Below are 20,065 nucleotides of genomic sequence, written 5' to 3'. Positions count from 1 at the left end.
CATTATAAATGAGTTCAAAATTGTATTCAAAAAGCGAACAAATTTTCGGTTCGATGATATAATGGATTCGTGATGGAGGTCTATGGAAAATGAACGATAGAACGGACATACATGACATTCATATAGACAAGGACCGGGAACATGCGGTACGGGAGCCGAAGCTTCGGTTTGCCGAAGTCGAGCTGGGAGTGCCGGAAGGGCGTGAGACCGAGCCGATCCGCAAAGTCGTAGCGCCGGAAGGCTGGGATCGGGAGCTGGATTGGCGGGAGAATTTCCGCTATATTTCCCGGGAGCAGCAATTCGTGCAAAAGGGCCGGGAACTGGAACAGCAGTCCGTGGATTATGCCGAGTTTGTTCCTTTTCAAACCTATTGGCCCACCTATGACCAAATGCAGCCGTTGCAGCTTCGCTGGTATTTGTACTGGCGCGGAGAAGTCCGGTCGGAACGATATCCCGACACGGACTTGTCCTATCTGTTCGTATACCTGTATGAGCTGATTCACGGCATCGGCTGGAGTGCTCCGCCCGAGGGGTACGAGCTGATGAACCGGGTATGGCGGGCATACCGGCAGCGGTATCCGAAGCTGGACGGATATGTACGGGAATGGCTGTTTGATTTCGCATTGGTATTCGGACTGGAGATGCCTTCCCCCGAGCCGATCCCGAAGCTTCCCCGCAATCTGTCCTATGAGCTGAAAGAGCTGGAATGGAAGCGGCGATTCGCGGCCGAGCCGTTATCACTATCATGGGAAATGATCCTGCCGCTGATCGACTACGAGGTGGAGAAGAGCCGTTTTTACGCCGGTGAAGGGCGGGCGGAATTGCGCAATTACGTCCCGAAAACGGTGGCATTGGTCGACGGCTATCTGGCCAAAAGCGCGGGAACCAAACTGATCGATCGCTTCAAGGCAAAGGAGCAAACCGTGACAAGGTACTTGTTCCGCAGCGCCGTTTATGATCATGAGCTGTATGGACGGACGAGGACGGTAAACGTGCGGCCGGTCAGTGACAATCCTCCTCTTCGCGCTTATTTAACCCAACTCGTCAGATTTACGGAGAATAAGCTGCGGGAGCTGAAAGGCTTTAAAGGCAAGCTACGGGGAATCGAGATCGAACCGGAGGTGGAGCGGCTTATCTCCCGTTTCTTGCGGCGGGAGTTTGAACACCGCAAGGCGGAAGAAGCCAAATCCAGGGCACCGAAGGTGAAGATCAACGCCGCGAAGCTGCGTAAATTGCGGCAGGAATCGGACGAGGTGCGGGATATGCTGCTGATCGAGGAGCTGCCGTCCGCCAACGGTGAACCTGTATCGTTGCAAACGTCGGTATCCGCGAAGCCTTCCGTGTCTCAAACCAAGCGGGACCGGAAATTGCCGATACCCGGTGAGCCGCTGCAGGCGGAGCTGGATTTTGAGCGGGGCTGGCAGGTGTTTGAGGATGAGCAGGCGGCGGATGAGAAAATATACGAACAGACGACCGAACAGATATATGAAAAAACGAATGAACGTCCGCCTGAAACAATGAAACTGGAAAATGCAGGAATACCGGGTGGATTACCCGGCGATGCACGGCATGCCGAAAGCGGAAATCCCGATACCACGGAAGAGCTTTCGCCGGAATGGCGGGAGCTGTCGGCCCGGTTATCGTCCGCACATAAACAAATGCTGTCCGCGATCCTAAACGAAGCGGACGCCTTCCTGCGGAACGGCATTGCCGAGCAAGCCGGTTCGATGCCGGAACTGCTGCTGGACGAAATCAATGAGCTTTCTATGGAGACGATCGGCGATCTGCTGATCGACGGCGATGAGATTGCGGAGGAGTACCGGGCAGAGCTTGCGGTGATCCTTTAGTAACGAACACGGAGATTATTGAGGTGAATGATTATGAAACAGGTTCAAATTCCGAAGCGGCTCACCACCGCGCTCGTCAACTCCTTGACGGCCGGGGTTGTCCCGCGGGTCGGACTGGAGCATATCGCGGTCGGCCGCAAGGCCGAGGTGGAGTCGATCCTGAATGACATGGACAATATCGCCGAGGGCGGGGCAGCTTTTCGGCTAATTACCGGACGGTACGGCAGCGGCAAAAGCTTTTTGTTCCAGATGATCCGCAATTACGCGATGGACCGCGAGTTTGTGGTGGCGGACGCCGACCTGTCGCCGGAGCGGCGGCTCGTCGGCACGAAGGGTCAAGGGCTAGCCACATACCGGGAGATGATGATGCATCTGTCGACCCGGACGAGACCCGACGGCGGTGCTCTGGAGCCGATGCTGCAGAAATGGATCGCCGCGCTTCAGCAGGAGGAGATGCGCGCAACCGGTCTGCGTCCCGGCGATCCTCAGCTGCTCGAAGCGGTGGAGCTTCGCATCTACGCGGTCAGCAACGAGCTGCAAAATCTGGTACACGGCTTTGATTTCGCCAAGGTGCTGGCCGCGTACTGGTCCGGCTATAAGCTCGGGGACGACGACCGGAGAGCGGCGGCGCTTCGCTGGCTGCGCGGGGAATATCCGACGAAGACGGAGGCCCGCAGCGAGCTTGGCGTCGGCGTCATCATCGATGACGACAACTGGTACGACTATATGAAGCTATGGGCGGAGTTTGCCGTGCGGATCGGCTACAGGGGACTGCTGCTGTTTGTCGACGAAGGCGTGAACCTGTACAAAATCACAAACAGCATCTCCCGCCAAAGCAATTACGAGAAGCTGCTGACGATGTTCAACGACACGATGCAGGGCAAAGCCCAGTACCTGGGCATCTACCTGGGCGGCACGCCGCAATTCGTGGAGGATGAGCGCAGAGGCTTGTTCAGCTACGACGCCCTGCGGTCGCGGCTGATGGACGGGCGCTACAGCAGCGGGACGCGGCGGACCTACACCTCGCCGATTCTGCGGCTGGACATGCTGTCGCACGAGGAAATCCTCATCCTGCTGCAAAAGCTGCGGGATATTCACGCCATGCATCACGGCTATGAACCCGAGCTTGCGGACGAGCAGCTGATCGCTTTTATGCAGGCGGCGGTGGGCCGGCTCGGAGCCGAAGAACTGCTGACGACCCGCGAAGTGGTGCGGGATTTCATGGACGTACTGCACATGCTGCACCAGCATAAGGACTTGACGTTCGAGGAGCTGATGGGCGAGCGCGAGCAGGAATATGCGGCGGCCAAGGCGGCTGCCGGCACCGGAAAAGCGAGCGGAGCGAACGACGAACTGGACGACTTCCTGGCGGAGTTTGAGCTATGAGCGGGGGAGGTCCGTTTTCCCGGTTGGCGCCGTTCATTCAGGAATACATTTACCGCAAGAAATGGGACGCCCTGCGCGAGGCCCAGATCGAAGCCTGCCGGGTTCTGTTCGATACGCCGCATCATTTGCTGATCGCCTCGGGGACGGCTTCCGGGAAGACGGAGGCGGCGTTTTTTCCGGCGCTGACCGAGCTGTACAATCGCCCTTCAGCCTCCGTCGGCATCCTTTATATCGGGCCGCTGAAGGCGCTGATCAATGACCAGTTCGAGCGGATCAAAGAGCTGCTGCGGGAAGGCGAGGTGCCGGTCTGGCACTGGCACGGCGACGTCGCCCAAGCGGAGAAAACCAAGCTGATGCAGCGCCCCTGCGGCGTGCTGCAAATTACGCCGGAATCGCTGGAAGGGCTGCTGATGAACCGCCCGAACGCGATCCCCGCGTTGTTCCGTGATCTGCGGTATGTCATGATCGATGAAGTCCACGCCTTTATGGGCGCGGATCGGGGGATCCAGGTACTCAGCCAACTGACGAGGCTGGAACGGATGGCCGGCTGTTCGCCGCGGAGAATCGGGCTGTCGGCCACGCTGAGCGATTACGATACCGCCGCGCGCTGGCTGGGGGCGGGAACCCCGCAGCCAGTCGAGGTCGTCTCGCCGCAGGGCGGGCGGAAGCTGAAGCTGTCGGTGGAGCATTTCTCGTTCCCGGACGCCCGGGACGAGCGGGAAGCCGAGCATCTGGAGCTGGCGAAGCGGAATTACTACAATTACATCTACGACCATACGCATCTGAAAAAAGCGCTCGTCTTCACCAACAGCCGCTCGGACGCCGAGATGACGACGCTGGAGCTGCGGCGGATCGCCGCGAAGCGGGAGGAGCGCGATGTATTCCATGTGCATCACGGCAGCATCTCCGCGATGCTGCGAGAGGAGACCGAGGCCGCGCTTCGCAGCGGCCCCGGGCCGGCGGTAGCCGCCGCGACGGTGACGCTGGAGCTCGGCATCGACCTCGGCGAGCTGGAACGGGTGATCCAGCTCGGGGCGCCGTACAGCTGCTCCAGCTTCGTGCAGCGGCTCGGCCGCTCCGGACGCCGGGGCGACCTGGCGTCCGAGATGATGTTCCTCGTCGCCGAGGAGGAGGACGAGGAGGCGCAGCTGCCGGCGCGGATGCCGTGGACGCTGCTGAGGGCGATCGCCGTCATCGAGCTGTACGTCCGCGAGCGCTGGGTGGAGCCGCCGGATCTGCGGCGGAAGCCGGTCGGCGTGCTCTATCACCAAACGATGAGCACGCTCAAAAGCATCGGCGAAGCCGAGCCCTCCGAGCTGGCGCGGGCGGTGCTGACGCTGCCGGCCTTTCGCGGCATCGAGCCGGAGGAATTTAAGGGGATGCTGCAATATTTGCTGCAGACCGATCACATCCAGCAAACGGAGGAAGGCACGCTGATCATCGGGCTTGGCGGGGAGAAGGTCGTGAACAACTACCGGTTCTACGCGGTATTTAAAGACGACGAGGAGCACTCCGTCTACAACGGCTCCGAGGAGATCGGCAGCATTACCACCGTACCGCCGCCGGGCTACTGCTTCACACTGGCCGGCAAGCTGTGGAAGGTCGAGGAAGTGGACAGCAAGCACAAAGCGGTGTACGTGAAATCCTCCAGAGGCAAAGTGGACACGCTTTGGCTTGGGGCCGGGGGCGATGTCCATACCCGGATCATGCAAAAACTTCGCCAGATCCTGGAGGAGAATACACTCTATCCGTATTTGGCCCCCGGCGCCGTGAACCGGTTGGAGCGGGCGCGCAGGCTGGCCCGGGAGAGCGGGCTGCTGAAGAGCCCGGTCATTCCGGCGGGCGGCGATTCGCTGTTCATTTTGCCGTGGGCGGGCAGCAAACAGTTCCGTACGCTGGAACGACTGCTCAAACATAATCTGTATGACCCGATGGGACTGCGCCAGGTCGTTCCGATGGAGCCGTATTACATGGTAGTATCTGGGAGAGCGGATGCGGCGGAATTGCTCGCAGCGATCCATAATGAACTGGCCGGTATTCCCGATGCGGAAGCGCTGCTGGATGCCGCCGAAGCCCCGTATCTCGGCAAGTATGACGAGTATGTGCCGCCGGAACTGGTGCGGCGCGCTTTTGCCGTAGACGGGCTGGATGTGAAAGGACTATCGGCAGTACTAAGGCAGCAAGCGTAAAAGACGGCCGGGCGTGAAGCAAAATCTGTTGAATTTTTTGGGAAGTGTCCGTTCGATCCGGCCGCTTCCTATATTACATAAATTGGAAGGTGATGACATGGCGGCAAAAGCGAAAATTATCGCTCCGCAGCTTCCGGGGGATTTAAGCGAGGTTGATTTGGACGATTTGCTTAATGACGAGGATCATGAACTGGTGGGCGGCATCATGAACGGCGCGCATTATGAATACCGGGTTTTGGAGAAATGCATTATGGCCAAGGTACAGCTTCGCGGCTGCTCCTTCGCCCATACCGCGTTTGATAGGATGGACCTGACGGACGCCGTGCTGGAAAATTGCGATCTGTCCAACGCGGTACTGGAGAAAGGGATCATTCACCGCGTGCATTTCAAAAACTGCAAATTGACCGGCGTGAATCTGTCCAAAGCCAACCTGGGGTCCGTGACGTTTGAAAACTGTGTCATGAACTTGTGCGATCTGGTGGAAGCCGCCGTGAAGCAGGTGAGGTTCACCGGGTGTTCCTTGCAGCATGCGAATTTTTACGGCTGCAAATTCAAGGATGTCGAACTGAATGAATGCGATCTGAACGAGGCGGATTTCAACGACACCTCCCTGAAAGGCATGGATATCAGCACCTGCACCTACGACCGGATCGATATCCCGGCGCAAGCCTTGGCCGGCTGTACCGTATCGCCCGAGCAGGCGATCGGCTTCGTCAAGCTGTTGGGATTGAAGGTGAAGGAATAAATCTAAAGGCGGCGACCATCGATGTCGTTGCCTTTTTTTGTTGACAAATGCAGGAAAAACAGCATATATAATAAGTAATAAGTGGTAAGTAGTAAGTAGTAAGTGAAATTTGTAATCCGGAGCGGAGGAGGATAACGATGACTGATCTGCGATTGGGACAAAGTTTTGCGCTGGTCGCATTGAATGCGCAGCGGAGCGCCGAGATGACTATGGTCAAGAAAGCGGCGCTTCGCTGCATGGCCGCCGCGGTCATTTTGGAGGTTTACTTGGACGGCGGTTTGACGCCGGTCAAAGGGCAATTCGTTCTGAACCAAGATGCGCTAAAGCCGTCGTCCAAGAGCGCCCCATACCGGGAAGCCGTCTTAACATCGATGGTTAGCCAACATCGGGAAAGAAGCGGCGATTTAAAATGGTGGCTGAAAAGGGCGTCCTTGTTATCCGGAAGAAAATTGAAGAATTTCGAGCGCGCGGTATCGGATTCGTTGAAGGAGAAAGGCCTGCTTGAAGAGATTCCCCATCTGCTGGCATGTGATTTGTATTTCGATTCCGCGGGCGTACCCGTCAAAGAATATCGCAGCTTGATGACCGAATACACCCGGATTACGGAGTATATTCGGGCGGAAATTCTGGAGGATGGGCCGGTTTCGGAAGAAACGATCTGTATGCTGTGGCTGCTGCGCGAAAGCGGGTGTATGCATGATCTGTTTTCGCGCAATGAACTGGATCAAGTAAGTGCCAAAATGTATGAATTATTCTCCAGCAATCAACTGGCCAAAGCCCTGCTTCCGATCCGCATCCGTCATGGCTTCGAAATGGCGGCCAAACAACTGCTTCATATGAAAACGAGGGCGATCAAAACCCCCGTGGGTGTCGGCCTTAATTTTGTATATCCGATCCTGGAGCGCTCGCAATCGGTGTTTATCGATACGGAGACGATGTTCCCCAATTCCGCCGAAAGACTTCGCGATGTGAAAAGGCGGCTGGAATCCAAGGGGCATGCCATTTCGGTACTGCGGGAAGGGCAGGTTCCGCTCCTGAAAATCGATAATATCACCTACGAAGCCGTACCCCATGCGATATACGGAAGAGTACCGATTCATGGCGTGCGTTTGCTTCCGAAACGCCCCGTTTAAAGGAGCCGGAGATCATGTCCAGACAACGTTCCATGGAATCCATTCTGGCTTCCGAATACGTAACGATCGGCGAATTGGCGAGACTTACAGATTCCCGTTACAGCACATTGAAGTTTTATACCGAAGAGGGTATGCTGCCTTTCGAACAAGCGGAGGAAAATTTGACCCGCCGATATAAAAGAGAGGAGACCGTCGCCCGTATTCTCCGAATCAAACAATGGAAATCGGACGGCTTATCCATACCGCAAATGAAAGAGGCGTTAGGCGTGAATCAGTAAACGCAGCCTTATCGACACCGGGAAACCCCGGTGTTTTATTTTTTTTGGAGCGACGGTCAAAGTCCCCGGTAAAGTGCGTAATTTTACTCCCGATATACGAAGGAATGCATCGTTGTACAAAGCGCCGATCGGCTTCATGATACGGATATACCGATTTCGGTAAAGCACGGGGAATGCATAAGACAGGGGGTTATTCATATGAAACGACGGTACATCTATATTTTTTTCGTTATATTGATAGGGGCGGTCGTTCTGGGCGTTTGGTCGCTCATGGGCCGGGTCCCGGACGAAAATACGTCCGCTGTTAAGGCTCCTGCCGTTCCGGCGGTCGCCGATCGCGCGCATAACGATCTCAAATATTTAACTCCGGCGTACGAGGTAAATGTGCACCATGACATCGTATATGCGAGCAAAAGAAACGAAACGGAAACCGAGGAGCCGTTAAAATTGGACTTGTACGAACCTCAAGGCGGTGAAGGCGAGTCAAAGCCGGTTTTCTTATTTATTCACGGAGGGGGCTATACGGAGGGGAGCAAATCCGATGCGGCGGATATTTCCATGCGGCTGGCCAGTCTGGGCTACGCCGTGGTATCCATGGATTACAGGCTCAAATCGGTCCCTTTTGCCGACTTCGCCCATACGCTGGGCGACGCCTACGAGGATATATCCGATGCAATCGGCTGGATTCGCCACAACGCCGCCGAATTGAATCTCGACGCAAGCCGAATCGCGATCGGCGGGGATTCCGCCGGAGGGTATTTGGCGCTGAATTTTACCAATGAATATTTGGAACGGGACCCCTCCAAGGTGCAGCCGATATTTGCGATCGTGGATATATACGGGGGGATGCCGGAGAATCGGGTTCATGGGCAGCTGCCCCCGGTCCTGATTATTCACGGGACGATCGATACGATGATCCCGTACCGGCAAAGCCTGGATCTGGAAGCGGCGCTGGAGGAGAGCGGGATTTATCATAATATGCTGACGATGGAAGGCGCCGGACATGATTATAAAAATGCCGATTATTTCGACGAGGTCGTTGAGACAATATCGCATTTTTTATGGAATGTCATGAGCGCGCCGGACGTCGAATGGCTTCCGGATAATGCGGGAACCGCCGTCGCGGCGGGCGACCCTCTCGATCTGGTCTTGCCGGAAGGCTATATCCGGAGTTCCGCCGAGGAACCGCTTGCCATTGCGATGCCGGAGGGTTGGACGCTGGACGATCCGGGGGACGGGCAAACCATCCGGGTACGAGTACCGGCGGGAATCGAGCCGGGAAATTACACGGTGGCTGTTTCAATCGACAAGGGGACGGACGATCCCGCTGTGGGCTTTGCCGTCAATGTCAAAGTGATTTCCCCTTTGCGCGAAACCTATGAAACGTATTATGATGCGGCGGACGGCGTGATCAAAACGCGTTTGCACATAACCAATCAATCGTCGAATCCGATGGACGGTTCGCTTGTTGTAAACTATGGAACGGAGCAAGGTGCCAGTGGCATCTTCGAGACATCCGTCAATGCGCTTGAGCCGGGGGGCGGCGCGACTTACGTTATCCCGGAGCTGGCAGCCGGAAAACGTGAATTAAGAGCCTTTGACAAAACGGGTTCCCTGCTGCAGACGAGCGAAGATGATGCTAACGCCCTAATCCTTCGTCCATCCGGCAATCCGCTGCAAATTGACGGGGATTTGCGGGATTGGGGCGGCACGGCGAGTTTCCCCATAACCGATGTTAAAATGGACGATTGGAAGGGGGCGGAGGACGCCGGCGCGACCGGTTATTTATCCTGGGATACGGACCGTTTGTATCTTGCGCTGGAGGTTACCGATGATACCCATTCTCAAAGTGCCGCCGGAAATGAGCTGTGGAGAGGAGACAGCATCCAGGTGGCGGTAGGTATCGCTGAGGAGGACGGCGGCACTCCGTCCGAATATCATGAAATGGGATTTGCCCTGGGAGACGACGGTCAAATGTCCCGGTGGCGCTGGATCGCGCCGGGCGGATTCCTTGCCGGCGAATTTCTGAGCAGCGATTTTGCCGCCGCTAGAAGGGACAATGCGACGGTATATGAGGCCGCCATCCCTTGGTCCGAGCTGATTGCGGACCGAACGCTTGCCGGGCCGGGGCTGAAGCTCAAATTTTCGCTGCTCGTCAACGACAACGACGGAGCCGGGCGCAAAGGCTGGCTGGAATATAACGGCGGCATAGGCACGGCCAAAGACATTAACGCCTTCGGGGATATTTTCTTGGCCGAATGAAGCCGCCGGGGGCTATTCCTGCCTGCTCACCCGGTGTATAATCAGGAGAAGAGCTCCGACGAACAACGAACGCCACAGCCTTGGATAAGAGCATCTAAGGCTGTGGCGTTGTTATTTTCAGCAGTTTTATATTGCTTGGGCAACGAAGCCTCATTCGGGAGGTACATAAATGGAAGTCTTACATAACGGCTATCTATACTCGGACGACAAGGCGAAGATCGACCGGCAAGCGGTGCTGGATTTTTTGGCCCAAAGCTATTGGGCAGGCCAAAGAGACACACAGCGCATCTTAAAATCCATTGAAACCTCGCACAGTTACGGGGTGTACCATGGCCCCGTGCAAATCGGGTTTGCCAGAGTGATTACGGATGAGGCGACCTTTTATTACTTATGCGATGTTTTTGTATTAAACAAATACCGCGGGCAAGGCATTGGGAAGAAGCTGATCCAACTCATCACCAATTCGGAAGAATACGCCGGGATGACGGGTGCGCTAGCGACAAGGGATGCTCACGGTTTATATGAACAATACGGGTTTGCAAAAGAGCCGAAGCTATATATGAGAAAGGTACCGGTGCAATAATGAAAGATTTGATGTCCCTGCTTGAGGCGCAAAATATAGACTACGAGATCCTGCAGCATAGTAAACAAATCAATACCGCCCAAGAAGGGGCGGAGTATTTCGGTATTCCCACGGGTCAGACAGCTCCGACGTTAATTTTGAAGACCGAGAAAGGGTTTTATGCGTTAATCCTGTCGGGGGACCATGGGCGGGTCGATTTAGAAGCGATAAAAGCACTGTTGCAAGTACAAGAAATTAGACTGGCCAAACCGAAAGAAGTCGAGCAGGTTACGGGCAGCGGAATTGGGAGCGTATCTTTAATTAATCCCGGGTTGCCGACCATTCTGGATGAAAAGCTGTCCCGTTATCCCTTTATTTATGGAGGCACGGGAGTACCGCAAACCACACTGAAGATTCAACCGCAGGATATTGCAAAATTAAATCAAATTATCGGATATATAAAATAGCCGAGGTGAATTCCATGACGCTCTCTTTCATAAATAAAGGCATAGGAGGACTGGAGTTCGTCGAACCGCTTTGGTACGGTCTGCGGGATCATCATGCCGGTAATTCGCCGAATTTTTCCCAGGCTATCACCAAACATCATTTCCAAGAGCGTTCGAACGAAATCAGAGCGAAGGCCGAACACGGCTCCGTCCATATTTGCCTGGTCCTTCACGAGGAGTCCGGGACCTATGTAGGTTACTGCATCAGTTCCATAAATGAAGCCGGGGAGGGCGAGATTGATTCCCTATTTATTATGGAGGCCTATCGGAAACGAGGTGTGGGAGACAGGCTGATGAACAATGCGCTGGAATGGTTTCGGAGTCGCCGTGTGGAAGATATAAGCATCAGCGTGATGGTAGGGAATGAATCGGCGTTTTCTTTTTATGAGAGGTACGGCTTCTATCCGAGAACTTATACTTTAAAGCTTAAGAATGAGCAGGTCTAAATTAGGAGGCTTCTATATGTTTAACCATAAGATCGACGATCGGATCGCATTGAAAATACTTGAACTACGGGACGCCGAAGAAGTGTTTCACCTAACGGACGGAAATCGGGAGCACCTGCGGCAATGGCTGCCATGGGTTGATGGAACCGTAAGCGTGGAACAAACAAAGAATTTCATCAAATCCTCTTTGGAGCAATTTGCGGATAATAACGGTTTTAATTTGGGGATTGTTTACGGGAACAAAATTGCCGGTTGCATCGGGGTACACAGCATTGATTGGAACAACCGAAAGACGTCCATAGGTTACTGGATAGGGGAAGAATATCAAGGCAAGGGAATAATGACAAGTTCGTGCAGAGGACTCATAAATTATATTTTTAATGATTTACATCTAAATAGAGTGGAAATTAGAGCTGCCGTTTTTAATTCAAAGAGCAGAGCGGTCCCCGAAAGGCTGAATTTTACGAACGAAGGAACGGTTCGGCAAGCCGAATGGTTATATGATCATTACGTCGATCATGTGGTCTATGGCATGTTAAACAAAGACTGGGATTGCAAGGGGAGAGAAAAGAATGCATAAAGCCATTGCCGTTATTTCCGATATTCATAGTAATACTTTGGCATTAGAAGCCGTGCTGCAAGATATTTCCCGCCGGGGGATCAACCTTATCGTCAATTTGGGAGACAGTTTATACGGTCCTGTCGATCCGATCGGGACTGCCGGGCTTTTAATGGAGCATGCCAATATCGTTCATATTATGGGGAATTGCGATCAAATTCTTTTGGAAGAGTCCAGCGATTCGGAAACGTACCGGTTTGTCAAACCCCGAATTACTTCTGAGATCGAACAATGGATTCGGTCTTTTCAAGATACCTGGGTATTTGAGGATCTTCTGTTTTGTCATGGGACCCCGTTTTCGAATAGCGAGTATTTAGTCGAAGAGGTTAATGAGCAGGGGGTTCGATACAAAAGTCCGGATCGGCTGGCCCTGGGCCTGAAAGAGATTTCGCAAAAATATATATTTTGCGGGCATAGCCATGTGCCTAAGACGATATTTTTACCTGACGGAAAATTGGTCGTTAATCCGGGAAGCGTAGGCTTGCCCGCTTACGAGGAAGAAGCGCCGTTTGCACATGCGATGGAATCCGGCTCGCCCTATGCCGATTATGCTATAGCCTATAAGACTGAAGCGGAAGGATGGAATATCGAGCATGTGATGGTTCGCTACGATTGGGAGCAAGCGGGCTCGATTGCGGAGCAAAACGGAAGAAACGATTACGCCGTCGCCATCAAAACCGGCAGGGCCACGCAATAACCCGAGGGAGGCCGTCGCTTGAATATTGTGATCAGAGCAGCTAACCAGGAGGAAATCCCCATTGTCCAGCAAACGATGCGGGACGCTTTTGAAGAATACAGAAACCGGCTAAACCCGCCGTCCGGCGCCTTAACCGAAGAAGTGGGCAAAATCCGCGAAAAGATCGCTGCGGGCGGGGCCGTCATTGCCTGGGAAGGAGACAAACCCGTCGGGTCGGCGCAGTACATTTTCCGTGAAGGCTATATGTATGTGGGCAGGGTCGCGGTAATTACCGGAGCCAGGGGCATGGGGATAGGCACGAAGATCATGAAATATTTAGAAGAGCTGGCTAAAGAGTATTCGTTCGGTGAAATACGCCTCGGGGTTCGCTTGTCCATACCGCAAAACTATAAATTTTATTTGAGCTTGGGGTATGAGGTCATTGAGCGGCATGAATACCCGGAAAAGACGGACGGCTGGTATATTATGAGCAAAAAAACAGAACTGACGGAAGGAAGTTTGCTATGTTGACCGATATGAAAGTAATTGTAACGGGTGCCGCTTCCGGTATCGGAAAAGAAATCGCAATCCAATGCGCGAAGGAAGGCGCGAAGATTATCGCTTGCGATATGAACGGTTCTTTACTGGACGAGTTAAAACAAACGCTAAGTTCGGCGGATCAACTGGATACCTATCGATTGGATGTAAGCAATTACCGTCAAGTCGCCGAGTTTTTTACATATATAAGGGAGAACCATGCCGATGTAAACGGTTTAGTGAATAACGCGGGAATTTATTTGGGCAAAAATATTTTGGATTATCAAGAAAATGAAATCGATAAAGTCATGGACGTGAATGTGAAGGGATGCATATACTTCTCCCAATTATTCGGAGCATTCATCATCGGGAAGAAGTCAAAAGGAGTCATCGTCAATATGTCGTCGGTGTCCGGCATTGAAGGAAGCTCCGATGCGATTTACGGGCTGTCCAAAGCCGCGATCCTAGGGTTGACTAAGAGCTGCGCGATGAATTTCTCCCCGTATATCCGGGTGAACGCCGTGGCGCCGACGATGGTCGAAACCCCCATGATGGACCATATTCCCGGCTGGAGGAAGGAACAGTATTTGGATCATCAGCTGATTAAACAGCCGCTAATGCCGGAGGATGTCGCTCATACCGTTACTTTTTTGCTGTCGGAGAAATCCGGCCATTATACCGGAGCGACCTTTGATCTTAACAATGGCTGTTATTTGAGATAGCCCGAAAGTTAAACGCGATTTTCGAATAAGTTCATAGTACAAACATCGCCCCAGCCGAGATATGATACATTCAGGTCTGGGGTCTTATTATTTTCCGAGAGTGGGGACATCTGTTCAAATGGAGAAATATTTAATCGTCACCTTTTTCCTGACTATGATTATACATACATGTGAGACGTTGTCGTACTCCTTGAGATTTGCCGGAGTCAAAACGGGCAAAATCGCCGTAGCGTTGTCCCTGACGGGAATTCTAGTGCTTGTGTCGAGAACGGCGAATTTGGTTCAAGCGCCGCTGACGGCAAAATTCATAGATTACGCCAGGGTGGATGCCTCGTTCGAATTACTCAGATATCTGAGAATTATCATTCTTTCATCATCGACGGGTACCTTACTGGCTATTGTCCTTTTTCCCACCTTTGTTCTACTATGGGGAAGGGTCATTTCCAAATTGGAGGTCGCTGGTTCTTTACCGAAGCTGCTTGCCAGTGTAACCTTAGGACAGATCAAAAATACGAGGCATTATTGGCGCAAGCCGTCCTTGAGATGGCGGCAATTTAGATACCTGGGCGTCTCCAATAGATTTATAATTATAAATGTATTTATAACGGCGTTCTATACCGTCGGCGTCCTGTCCTCGTTATATGCGGCCCATCTTGTGCCGAATTTGAGTACGACCGCATCCCAGGCATCCGGGCTGATCAACGGCATCGCCACGATTTTGTTGACGATATTTATCGATCCCCAGGTTGGACTGATTACCGACAAAGCGATCAATGACCGGAAATACAGCGACCAACTCGGAAAAATATTCACGCTCTTGATGGTATCGCGCTTTTTTGGCACGATGCTTGCACAATTGTTATTTCTGCCGGCCGCTTATTTTATAAGTGCGGTAGTGAAACTGATATAACCGACGGATACAATACTACATTAAACATTTACAGGTGAGAAAAGATGAGAATAGCTTTTTTTGATTCGGGCTTGGGTGGACTGACCGTATTATCGGCTGCAATGAAAAAGTTGCCTAAGGAGGATTTTTTGTTCTATGCCGATACGCTTCATGTTCCCTACGGGAGCAAGCCCGGCGAAGCCGTGAAGCAATATATTCATGAATCGGTGAAAACGATTATGCGGGAAGAGGTCAAAGCGATCGTCGTTGCCTGCAACACGGCGACCAGTCTCGCGATCGCGGAGCTCAGAAGCATGTACGATATTCCCGTCATCGGAATGGAGCCGGCGGTCAAGCCGGCGGTGGAACAGAACCGTGCCACAGGGAAAAGGGTCCTTGTTTTCGCCACACCTTTAACGCTGAAAGAGGCAAAATACATCGACCTGGTCAAACGCGTGGACGATATGAATATCGTAGATTCCATTCCATTACCGGAACTGGTGCAATATTGCGAAGCGCTCAATTTTGATAAAGGTGTCATCGCCGATTATTTGGCCGGAAAGCTGGACGGCGTTGACCTGAACCAATATGGAACCGTGGTTCTGGGCTGCACCCATTATCCGTTCTACGGAAAATTGCTTGCGGACATTTTACCGCCGCATATTCAGATCATCGACGGACGGACAGGGACGGTCAACCGGCTTGTCCAGGTGCTGAAAGCCCGACATTTATTAAGCGCAGAAGGGCAAGAGGACCTTAAATTTTTATGCTCCAGCAATTCCGTGCAGTATATAGAAAAAATGAAGGAAGCTTTAAGCCTGCTGAACCGGATGGAGGGAGAAAGCGAGAATGACGATTGGTAAACCGGGAGAGCTGGTATCCCTTTTTGATGGGACAAGTTAACTTTCCGCGGAGAACGCTCCCTTTTTTTGTTTTGAGAAGATTGTGCGATAAAGAGTTAGAAAAGGAGCAAGATGCCATGATTTCAGTCAAACCGATTCGGTACGAAGACCTTTCAGAATTATGTCTGCTGTACAATGAACTGATGAACAGTACGACCAACTATGATAAATTAGTCGAGACCTACCGCAAAATCGGCGAAAACGATGATTATATCCTGCTTGGGGCATATAATGACGACGGCTTGGCGGGTTCCTTGATGGGAATTGTCTGCGAGGATCTGGTCGGCGAATGCAAACCTTTTATGGTGATTGAGAATGTAATCGTGTCGCCGAAGGCGCGAAGACAGGGAGTTGCCACGCAGCTAATGCTGGAGATAGAAGACGTGGCCCGGAAGCGGGATTGCGGCTACATCATCTTTGTTTCCGGCGGACAAAGGAAGGAAGCCCATCGGTTGTACGAAAAGCTGGGATATAAGGACGAGAGCGTGGAAGGGTTCAGGAAGCACCTTCATTGAGGAAGGGGAATCCATGGAATGGAAGAAACGGATCGTTTAATTCATATTTTGCAAAAGAATGAACTTCTGATGCATGTGTTCGATAGGATGGAGCATGTTGAAATCGGAGCGTATTATATCGGGGCGGGATGCATTGCCCAGACGGTCTGGAATGAATTGACCCACCGGCCGTTTATGTACGGGATTGATGATATTGACATCGTCTATTTTAATAAAAATGATCTAAGCTACGAGGCGGAAGATGAAGTGATCCGGTACATTAAGGAAATGTTTTCAAATTTGCCGGTCAAGCTCGATATTAAAAATCAAGCCAGAGTGCATTTATGGTATCCGGATAAATTCGCCATAGATATAAAAGCATTTGAAACGCTCGAACAAGCAATCGATAATTGGCCTAGCACGGCAACGGCATTTGGTGTAAGGAAAGAACGGACCGGAAGCTGGAAAATCTATGCCCCTTTTGGCTTTGACGATCTTTTTCATTTAACAGTAAGAGCCAATAAGAAGCTCATTACCAAAGAAATCTATATGAATAAAGCCTTGAAATGGCAAGCCAAATGGCCGGAGTTAATTCTATTGGAGTGGGAGCGGGGAATAGATTATGTCCCAAGATGAAGTATTCGATATTTACGATGAAGAGATGACGAAGATTGGCGTGGAGCGGCGCGAAATTGTACATGCCAAAGGATATTGGCATCAAACTTTCCATTGCTGGATTGTCAATAGAACGCATAACGGCGGAGCAAAGCTGCTTCTGCAATTGCGTCATCCCGACAAGGATACATATCCCGGTTTGCTGGATATTTCAAGCGCCGGACATTTGCAGTCCGGGGAAACCGTGGAAGACGGCGTGCGCGAATTGGAGGAAGAGCTGGGAATCAGAGCGGCGATGGACGAATTAGTGTATTGCGGGATGGTACCGCAGGAAAAACAATTGCCGATGGGGCTGATCGACCGGGAATTCAACCATATTTTTATTTATGAGTTTGGGAAACCGCTTGAGGCATACGAATATCAGGCCGACGAGATTTCGGGATTGTTTTTCGCGGAGTTGGAAGATTTCAAGAGACTTGTTTCGGGCGAGGTCGATAGGATCGAGATTGAGGGGATCGTCAACGACGAATCCGAATATAGCGGGAGCTTGCGGCGAAGAGAGATCGGGCCGGATGATGTAACACCGAGGTCGGATGAGTATTACAATTTACTGTTTCAAAAAATCGCCGATTTGACGAGTTAAGCTCATGAAAAGGATGAACCGTAGACGGCTCCAGCTATTTTTACTGATCTTGTATACCTGCCTATTAGCCTACTGGATGCTCTTCGGATTCGGCAGATCGACCTACTCTGAGTATATGTACAATCTCAGGCCGTTTTCTACGATCGGGCAGTATCTGCAAGCTAGCGGCCCCGAATCGAAGGCTTGGATGATCAATTTGCTCGGAAATATCGGCGTGTTCATCCCGTTTGGCATACTGCTGCCTTCCGTCTTTCAACGGAAGATGACAAAGTCGTTTATCGCGTTTTTGTGCGGCTTGTTTATCCTGGAGTCTTTACAGCTCCTCCTGCGGCGCGGCAGCTTCGATATCGATGATTTTATTTTGAATTCCGCAGGATTTATGATCGGGTTTGGACTATTTAAAATAATACGAAAGCAGGCTGCCATATGATAACCACGGTATACATGGTTCGGCATAGTGAATCCATTAAAACGGATCCCGACGAGCGCATGCGCGGATTAACCGAGAAGGGGGTGGCCGATGCGCGGCAAGTCACGCGGTTATTGATGGATGAGGGAATTGAAGTGTTCATCTCAAGTCCTTACAAACGGGCCGTACTGACCATTGAAGAAGCGGCTCGGTGTGCCGGCAAGGAAATTGAAACATTTGAGGAATTAAAAGAACTTGCATTCGCGCCCGAGATCAAAGGCTTGCCCGACCCAGCCTTATTTCCCCATTTGGCGAAGATGTTCGGGGACCCCGATTTTGCCCTCCCTTGCGGGGAAACGGCGGCAGAATGCAGAAACCGGGCCGTGGCAACCTTAAAACAAATCCTGAACAAACATCGCGGCCGCAAAATTGCGATCGGTACGCACGGAGCCGTTATGACGCTGATGATGGGGTATTTTGACGAACGGTACGGCTTGGATTTTCTCAGACAAACATCGAAGCCGGATATCTACATAATGAAGTTTCACGGTGAGGAATTCATCCGTGCCGACAGGATTCTTCTAAGTCTTGCGGAAAGCGAAACCGGGGGAGGAAGCCCGGTGTGAGGAAATCCCCTGCCGCCATCCAATAACCCGATGTATAATCGAAAAAAATAGATCGACCGACAAACGCCTCTGCCTAAGAGAAGGATAGCTTAACTTTAGGCTGGGGCGTTTTGTATTTCGGGTAATGGAGGCAAATATGGATCCCAAGGCATTTGAAAAGGTCTTTTTGAAGCTTACCCTGCATCGTATGACGGATATGTATTTTGCGAAGCTAAAAGCTTGTCTGCAAGGACTTCCTCATGAAGCACTTTGGACGGAAAGCTATCCGGGCGGCAATACGACCGGCGGGATCGTTCTGCATATGAGCGAGCATATTGCAAGAAGCCGCTTGCGACTGTCGGGAATGGAAAGCGAGCTCCAGCAGGGATTCGAACAATATTTTCCGAATGAGTCTCTAACTTCAGAACAAGTAATTGAACTTTTTGAAGAACAGCTCAATCGGTGGAGCGGCATCATGGCTCGTTACATCCAGGGAGAGCTGCCTTTGGAGGCGGAGCAGGTTCACCAGCTTTACCATCTGGTCGAGCATGCGGGTTACCATCTGGGGCAGGTGATCGACCGGGTTCAGGGGGCGACCGGCAAGAAAGCGGAATTTTTCAATAAAGGCTTGAACGAAGCTTACTTGCGGCAACAAATCGAAGCGGATATACGGTAAACGGGGGGGGGGGATTTTTCATGAGTTCATATGAAGTGGTCAGTCTGGATCTGTTTCAAACGCTTGTCAATATCGAAATGAGAAGAACCAAAATTTGGTCGCCGATTCTGTCCGATCGGTTTACGGAGGAATTGGCCGCCGAATGCGGGGGCCGGCTGCTGCAAGGTTATTATAAATACAAACGGCATTTCTCGGAGCTAGAAGCTTTTACCTTGATTCAGAAAATATACGAAAGCAGCTTTGCTGAATTATTTACGGGGACAGGAATTACTTTTGATTGCGGCGAAGCGAACCGGATATTTTTCCGGGAACATACCTTGGCGGAGTTTTATGAGGATACGGTACCATTCCTGGACATGGTTACGGAAAAATATAACGTATGCATCGTAAGCGATGCGGATGACGATATGGTACCCTCCTTTTACAAGGATTACGGGATTCGCCTCTTCAACTCGGAGCAATACCGTTCTTACAAGAATGACGAACAAAACGCGATGTTCAAGGACATGCTCAGGCATTATCGGATCTGTCCGGCCAAAGCGATTCATATCGGCGACTCCGTGTCGGACGTGCTCGGCGCCAAACGGGAAGGAATCACCGCTTGCTGGCTAAACAGAAACAAGCTGAGTTGGGAGCATGAGGTCAAGCCGGATATTGTTGCGGAATCGCTCAACGAGTTAATAGGGATATTGTGAAATCACCGAAAAAAGGGTGACGAATGCCTATTCACTTTGCACCTTTGAAAAAGACGATCAATATGATGGGAAGCGGGGTAACCCCGCTTCTTTTTTTATTTTATCCGGCTGTTACTTTTCATAATATGGAGTCAAGCATTTGGTCGCTGGATTGCTGTTTAAACTTGAGGAAACGGCTGGATAATTGAGAAAAGATTAAAATATTCGCCTTAATTTCAGGATAACGCTA

General features: G+C 51.8%; 23 protein-coding genes. All 23 read left to right on the top strand.

The window, feature by feature from the left end; all coding sequences use genetic code 11:
- The first annotated feature begins 89 nt into the window (after nt 1–89).
- The 23 genes from V3851_RS05870 to V3851_RS05760 all read left to right on the top strand — a co-directional run bounded on the left by V3851_RS05870 (nt 90) and on the right by V3851_RS05760 (nt 19,836).
- Complete coding sequence (locus V3851_RS05870) at nt 90–1,847, top strand: TerB N-terminal domain-containing protein (protein WP_331845588.1); 1,758 nt, start codon at nt 90–92, stop codon at nt 1,845–1,847.
- Between the two features lie 33 nt (nt 1,848–1,880).
- Nucleotides 1,881–3,233, top strand: a complete 1,353-nt coding sequence (locus V3851_RS05865; protein ID WP_331845587.1) for an ATP-binding protein — start codon at nt 1,881–1,883, stop codon at nt 3,231–3,233.
- Nucleotides 3,230–5,422: a DEAD/DEAH box helicase gene (locus V3851_RS05860; protein ID WP_331845586.1), complete on the top strand. Its 2,193-nt coding sequence runs from the start codon at nt 3,230–3,232 to the stop codon at nt 5,420–5,422. Before V3851_RS05865 ends, V3851_RS05860 begins: the two co-directional genes overlap by 4 nt.
- A gap of 97 nt (nt 5,423–5,519) precedes the next feature.
- Nucleotides 5,520–6,167 (top strand): pentapeptide repeat-containing protein, encoded by a 648-nt coding sequence (locus tag V3851_RS05855; RefSeq protein ID WP_331845585.1) that lies wholly within the window; start codon nt 5,520–5,522, stop codon nt 6,165–6,167.
- Nucleotides 6,168–6,304: 137 nt separating this feature from the next.
- Nucleotides 6,305–7,300 (top strand): GPP34 family phosphoprotein, encoded by a 996-nt coding sequence (locus tag V3851_RS05850; protein ID WP_331845584.1) that lies wholly within the window; start codon nt 6,305–6,307, stop codon nt 7,298–7,300.
- A 14-nt stretch (nt 7,301–7,314) separates the two neighbouring features.
- Nucleotides 7,315–7,578 carry a helix-turn-helix domain-containing protein gene (locus tag V3851_RS05845; protein WP_331845583.1) on the top strand — a complete coding sequence of 88 codons (264 nt, stop codon included), beginning with the start codon at nt 7,315–7,317 and terminating at the stop codon, nt 7,576–7,578.
- 198 nt (nt 7,579–7,776) lie between these two features.
- Complete coding sequence (locus V3851_RS05840) at nt 7,777–9,840, top strand: alpha/beta hydrolase fold domain-containing protein (protein ID WP_331845582.1); 2,064 nt, start codon at nt 7,777–7,779, stop codon at nt 9,838–9,840.
- A gap of 169 nt (nt 9,841–10,009) precedes the next feature.
- On the top strand, nt 10,010–10,423 hold the full coding sequence (locus V3851_RS05835; protein ID WP_331845581.1) for a GNAT family N-acetyltransferase: 414 nt from the start codon (nt 10,010–10,012) through the stop codon (nt 10,421–10,423).
- Nucleotides 10,423–10,869, top strand: a complete 447-nt coding sequence (locus V3851_RS05830) for an aminoacyl-tRNA deacylase (RefSeq protein WP_331845580.1) — start codon at nt 10,423–10,425, stop codon at nt 10,867–10,869. Before V3851_RS05835 ends, V3851_RS05830 begins: the two co-directional genes overlap by 1 nt.
- A 14-nt stretch (nt 10,870–10,883) precedes the next feature.
- A complete protein-coding gene (locus tag V3851_RS05825; RefSeq protein ID WP_331845579.1) occupies nt 10,884–11,354 on the top strand; it encodes a GNAT family N-acetyltransferase in 471 nt (156 codons plus the stop codon).
- A 16-nt stretch (nt 11,355–11,370) separates the two neighbouring features.
- Nucleotides 11,371–11,934 carry a GNAT family N-acetyltransferase gene (locus V3851_RS05820; RefSeq protein ID WP_331845578.1) on the top strand — a complete coding sequence of 188 codons (564 nt, stop codon included), beginning with the start codon at nt 11,371–11,373 and terminating at the stop codon, nt 11,932–11,934.
- Nucleotides 11,927–12,670 carry a metallophosphoesterase family protein gene (locus V3851_RS05815; protein ID WP_331845577.1) on the top strand — a complete coding sequence of 248 codons (744 nt, stop codon included), beginning with the start codon at nt 11,927–11,929 and terminating at the stop codon, nt 12,668–12,670. Before V3851_RS05820 ends, V3851_RS05815 begins: the two co-directional genes overlap by 8 nt.
- A gap of 27 nt (nt 12,671–12,697) precedes the next feature.
- Nucleotides 12,698–13,180: a GNAT family N-acetyltransferase gene (locus V3851_RS05810; RefSeq protein ID WP_331845820.1), complete on the top strand. Its 483-nt coding sequence runs from the start codon at nt 12,698–12,700 to the stop codon at nt 13,178–13,180.
- A complete protein-coding gene (locus V3851_RS05805; RefSeq protein ID WP_331845576.1) occupies nt 13,174–13,908 on the top strand; it encodes an SDR family NAD(P)-dependent oxidoreductase in 735 nt (244 codons plus the stop codon). The genes V3851_RS05810 and V3851_RS05805 overlap by 7 nt, the downstream gene beginning before the upstream one ends.
- 118 nt (nt 13,909–14,026) lie before the next feature.
- Nucleotides 14,027–14,818 carry a lipid II flippase Amj family protein gene (locus V3851_RS05800; protein WP_331845575.1) on the top strand — a complete coding sequence of 264 codons (792 nt, stop codon included), beginning with the start codon at nt 14,027–14,029 and terminating at the stop codon, nt 14,816–14,818.
- 44 nt (nt 14,819–14,862) lie between these two features.
- Nucleotides 14,863–15,660, top strand: a complete 798-nt coding sequence (gene murI, locus V3851_RS05795) for a glutamate racemase (protein WP_331845574.1) — start codon at nt 14,863–14,865, stop codon at nt 15,658–15,660.
- 116 nt (nt 15,661–15,776) lie between these two features.
- Complete coding sequence (locus tag V3851_RS05790; protein WP_331845573.1) at nt 15,777–16,214, top strand: GNAT family N-acetyltransferase; 438 nt, start codon at nt 15,777–15,779, stop codon at nt 16,212–16,214.
- Between the two features lie 18 nt (nt 16,215–16,232).
- The gene (locus V3851_RS05785; RefSeq protein WP_331845572.1) at nt 16,233–16,829 is read left to right on the top strand and encodes a nucleotidyltransferase family protein; all 597 of its coding nucleotides are present in this window, start codon (nt 16,233–16,235) and stop codon (nt 16,827–16,829) included.
- Nucleotides 16,816–17,451 (top strand): NUDIX hydrolase, encoded by a 636-nt coding sequence (locus V3851_RS05780; RefSeq protein ID WP_331845571.1) that lies wholly within the window; start codon nt 16,816–16,818, stop codon nt 17,449–17,451. Before V3851_RS05785 ends, V3851_RS05780 begins: the two co-directional genes overlap by 14 nt.
- 4 nt (nt 17,452–17,455) lie before the next feature.
- On the top strand, nt 17,456–17,881 hold the full coding sequence (locus tag V3851_RS05775; protein ID WP_331845570.1) for a VanZ family protein: 426 nt from the start codon (nt 17,456–17,458) through the stop codon (nt 17,879–17,881).
- Nucleotides 17,878–18,486: a histidine phosphatase family protein gene (locus V3851_RS05770; protein ID WP_331845569.1), complete on the top strand. Its 609-nt coding sequence runs from the start codon at nt 17,878–17,880 to the stop codon at nt 18,484–18,486. Before V3851_RS05775 ends, V3851_RS05770 begins: the two co-directional genes overlap by 4 nt.
- A 136-nt stretch (nt 18,487–18,622) precedes the next feature.
- Nucleotides 18,623–19,141 carry a hypothetical protein gene (locus V3851_RS05765; protein WP_331845568.1) on the top strand — a complete coding sequence of 173 codons (519 nt, stop codon included), beginning with the start codon at nt 18,623–18,625 and terminating at the stop codon, nt 19,139–19,141.
- A gap of 20 nt (nt 19,142–19,161) precedes the next feature.
- A complete protein-coding gene (locus tag V3851_RS05760; protein ID WP_331845567.1) occupies nt 19,162–19,836 on the top strand; it encodes an HAD family hydrolase in 675 nt (224 codons plus the stop codon).
- Nucleotides 19,837–20,065: the final 229 nt, after the last annotated feature.

Origin of the sequence: Paenibacillus haidiansis, from assembly GCF_036553665.1 — a bacterium.
Lineage (GTDB): Bacteria > Bacillota > Bacilli > Paenibacillales > Paenibacillaceae > Fontibacillus > Fontibacillus haidiansis.
Note: the sequence above shows the minus strand (reverse complement) of the source record. Positions and strands in the feature narration are given on the sequence as shown.

Coding starts and splice junctions, on each gene's coding strand:
- murI (WP_331845574.1), top strand. CDS start 14,863: ATGAGAATAGCTTTTTTTGATTCGGGCTTGGGTGGACTGACCGTATTA.
- V3851_RS05860 (WP_331845586.1), top strand. CDS start 3,230: ATGAGCGGGGGAGGTCCGTTTTCCCGGTTGGCGCCGTTCATTCAGGAA.
- V3851_RS05835 (WP_331845581.1), top strand. CDS start 10,010: ATGGAAGTCTTACATAACGGCTATCTATACTCGGACGACAAGGCGAAG.
- V3851_RS05780 (WP_331845571.1), top strand. CDS start 16,816: ATGTCCCAAGATGAAGTATTCGATATTTACGATGAAGAGATGACGAAG.
- V3851_RS05870 (WP_331845588.1), top strand. CDS start 90: ATGAACGATAGAACGGACATACATGACATTCATATAGACAAGGACCGG.
- V3851_RS05785 (WP_331845572.1), top strand. CDS start 16,233: ATGGAAGAAACGGATCGTTTAATTCATATTTTGCAAAAGAATGAACTT.
- V3851_RS05770 (WP_331845569.1), top strand. CDS start 17,878: ATGATAACCACGGTATACATGGTTCGGCATAGTGAATCCATTAAAACG.
- V3851_RS05760 (WP_331845567.1), top strand. CDS start 19,162: ATGAGTTCATATGAAGTGGTCAGTCTGGATCTGTTTCAAACGCTTGTC.
- V3851_RS05765 (WP_331845568.1), top strand. CDS start 18,623: ATGGATCCCAAGGCATTTGAAAAGGTCTTTTTGAAGCTTACCCTGCAT.
- V3851_RS05865 (WP_331845587.1), top strand. CDS start 1,881: ATGAAACAGGTTCAAATTCCGAAGCGGCTCACCACCGCGCTCGTCAAC.
- V3851_RS05850 (WP_331845584.1), top strand. CDS start 6,305: ATGACTGATCTGCGATTGGGACAAAGTTTTGCGCTGGTCGCATTGAAT.
- V3851_RS05830 (WP_331845580.1), top strand. CDS start 10,423: ATGAAAGATTTGATGTCCCTGCTTGAGGCGCAAAATATAGACTACGAG.
- V3851_RS05845 (WP_331845583.1), top strand. CDS start 7,315: ATGTCCAGACAACGTTCCATGGAATCCATTCTGGCTTCCGAATACGTA.
- V3851_RS05825 (WP_331845579.1), top strand. CDS start 10,884: ATGACGCTCTCTTTCATAAATAAAGGCATAGGAGGACTGGAGTTCGTC.
- V3851_RS05820 (WP_331845578.1), top strand. CDS start 11,371: ATGTTTAACCATAAGATCGACGATCGGATCGCATTGAAAATACTTGAA.
- V3851_RS05840 (WP_331845582.1), top strand. CDS start 7,777: ATGAAACGACGGTACATCTATATTTTTTTCGTTATATTGATAGGGGCG.
- V3851_RS05805 (WP_331845576.1), top strand. CDS start 13,174: ATGTTGACCGATATGAAAGTAATTGTAACGGGTGCCGCTTCCGGTATC.
- V3851_RS05855 (WP_331845585.1), top strand. CDS start 5,520: ATGGCGGCAAAAGCGAAAATTATCGCTCCGCAGCTTCCGGGGGATTTA.
- V3851_RS05815 (WP_331845577.1), top strand. CDS start 11,927: ATGCATAAAGCCATTGCCGTTATTTCCGATATTCATAGTAATACTTTG.
- V3851_RS05775 (WP_331845570.1), top strand. CDS start 17,456: ATGAAAAGGATGAACCGTAGACGGCTCCAGCTATTTTTACTGATCTTG.
- V3851_RS05790 (WP_331845573.1), top strand. CDS start 15,777: ATGATTTCAGTCAAACCGATTCGGTACGAAGACCTTTCAGAATTATGT.
- V3851_RS05800 (WP_331845575.1), top strand. CDS start 14,027: ATGGAGAAATATTTAATCGTCACCTTTTTCCTGACTATGATTATACAT.